This window comes from Sphingomonas sp., from assembly GCF_013812825.1.
GTDB lineage: Bacteria > Pseudomonadota > Alphaproteobacteria > Sphingomonadales > Sphingomonadaceae > Sphingomicrobium.
The window spans coordinates 1-2155 of the sequence record NZ_JACCSU010000088.1 but is presented as its reverse complement, the minus strand read 5'-3'; the positions used below and the strand labels follow the sequence as shown (position 1 = coordinate 2155).

The following is a 2155-nucleotide window of genomic DNA, read 5'->3' as shown; positions in this document are numbered from 1 at the left end:
GCCCTCGCGGGCCCCTGCGGTCGTCGCCGCCGGCTGGCCTGTCTCGCCGCTCGCGCTCCGGAACCCGGTCCAGCGGGCGCGAGCCATGGCCCTGGGACGGCGCCACCGCATAGCCTTCCTTGAGCAGCTGGGTGAAAGCCGCGCGGACGCTGGCGTTGATCGCATCCTGTAGCTCCTTGGGCAGATCGGCGAAGGTCGCATTGCGATGCACCGACTGGATATCGCGCAGCATCGTGTTGGGCACACCCTTCGACGCGGCCTTGAGGGCGTCGAAAGCATCCGCGACGGCGGAGAAAATGATCGATTGCATGACGTCGGTTGCGGCTTTGGGCATGCTGGCTGAACTCTCGCTGGTGGACTTGGCTCCGGGCGCTGCCTAAGTGCCCCCGCGACCGATGACCCGAACCTTCCACAAGATGCACGGCCTGGGCAACGACTTCGCGATCTTCGACGCTCGCGACGAGCCGCTGGCGATGTCGGAGCCGCTCGCGCGGGCGCTCGCCGACCGCCACGGCGGCATCGGCTGCGACCAGCTGATCGTGCTCGAGCGGTCCGACAAGGCTGACCTTCGAATGCGGATCTGGAACCACGACGGCGGCGAGGTCGAAAGCTGCGGCAACGCGTCGCGCTGCGTCGTCGCGCTGACCGGAGCGAAGAGCATCGAGAGCGGCGGCGGAATGGTCGCCGGAGCCGCGGATGGGAAGGAAGTCGAAGTCACAATCTCCGAGCCGCGCTTTGGCTGGGACGAGGTGCCGCTTGCCTACGCGATGGACACGGCGGCGCTGCCGATGGCGTGGGGCGAGCTCGAAAAGCCGATGGCGCTCAGCGTCGGCAACCCGCACCTGGTGTTCTTCGTCGAGGACGCCCAAAGCGTCCCGCTCGACGGGCTCGGCCCGCTGATCGAGCACGACCCCGCCTTTCCCGATCGGATCAACGTCAACGTCGCGCAGGTCGCCGGCGGCGGCATCCGGCTGCGAACGTGGGAACGCGGCGCCGGTCTGACGCTCGCCTGCGGCACCGGCGCATGCGCGTCGGGAGTCGCCGCGATCGCCTCGAAGCGCGCCGGGTCGCCGGTCGAGGTGACGATGCCGGGCGGGTCGCTGACCATCGCCTGGCAGCCCGGCGAGCCGATCCGGATGCGCGGCTCGGCGATCCATGTGTTCAAGGGCGAGATCGACCTCGAGAAGTTCGCGTGAGCGTCGAGACGATCACGCTCGGCTGCCGGCTGAACTTCGCCGAGAGCGAGGCGATGGCGCGGCAGGTGCCCGCTGATCAGCAGTGGGTGATCGTCAACAGCTGCGCGGTGACGTCCGAGGCGGTTCGGCAGACTCGCCAGGCGATCCGCCGAGCGCGGCGAGACCGCCCCGGCGCCAAGATCCTCGCCACGGGCTGCGCGGTGCAGCTCGAGCCGGACCGATTTCGAGCTATGCCGGAAGTGGACGAGGTGCGGATCCGCGACTTCGCGGCGCCGCTGGCCGTGCCCGCCGGAGCCCATACCCGAGTCCGCAGCTTCGTCGGCATCCAGACCGGCTGCGACCACCGCTGCACGTTCTGCAGCATCTGGCATGCGCGCGGGCCGAGCCGCTCCTTCCCCTTCGAGGCGATCCGCGACGCCGTCGCCCGCGAGATCGACCGCGGCGCCAAAGAGATTGTCCTCACCGGTGTCGACATCACCGATTATGCCTGTCCCGAGCGAAATCGAGGGGACGGACTTGGTCAACTGTGCCGGCGGCTGCTCGATTCCGAGCCGCGGCTCCAGCGGTTGCGGCTGTCGTCGCTCGACAGCATCGAGATCGACGACGAACTCTTCGCACTGATCGCCGGCGAGCCGCGGCTGATGCCGCATTTTCACCTCTCGCTGCAGGCCGGCGACGACCTGATCCTCAAGCGGATGAAGCGCCGCCACTCGCGCGCCGACTCGGTCCGTGTCGTCGAGCGGATCAAGGCCGCCCGTCCCGACGCGACGATCGGCGCCGATCTGATCGCCGGCTTCCCGACCGAAACCGAGGACATGGCGCTGAACAGCCTGCGCTTGCTCGACGATTGCGACGTCGTCGCGGCACACGTCTTTCCGTTTTCGCCGCGGCCCGGCACCCCGGCGGCGCGAATGCCGCAGGTCGACCGCGAAACCGTCAAGGCGCGCGCGGCGCGGCTG

At 69.2% G+C, this 2155-nt stretch carries 3 protein-coding genes; 2 read left to right on the top strand and 1 reads right to left on the bottom strand.

Translation table 11 applies throughout. The annotated features are described in order from the left end of the window. A partial coding sequence (locus H0T81_RS11740; RefSeq protein WP_294013395.1) for a hypothetical protein occupies window positions 1-334 on the bottom strand: 334 nt, incomplete at its 3' end. A 61-nt stretch (window positions 335-395) separates the two neighbouring features. On the opposite strand from H0T81_RS11740, the gene dapF reads away from it, so the two are divergent. Beyond that, window positions 396-1196, top strand: a complete 801-nt coding sequence (dapF, locus tag H0T81_RS11735; RefSeq protein WP_294013393.1) for a diaminopimelate epimerase — start codon at window positions 396-398, stop codon at window positions 1194-1196. After that, the coding region (locus H0T81_RS11730; protein ID WP_294013391.1) for a radical SAM protein at window positions 1193-2155 on the top strand (963 nt) is incomplete at its 3' end. The genes dapF and H0T81_RS11730, both read left to right, overlap by 4 nt.

Coding starts and splice junctions, on each gene's coding strand:
- dapF (WP_294013393.1), top strand. CDS start 396: ATGACCCGAACCTTCCACAAGATGCACGGCCTGGGCAACGACTTCGCG.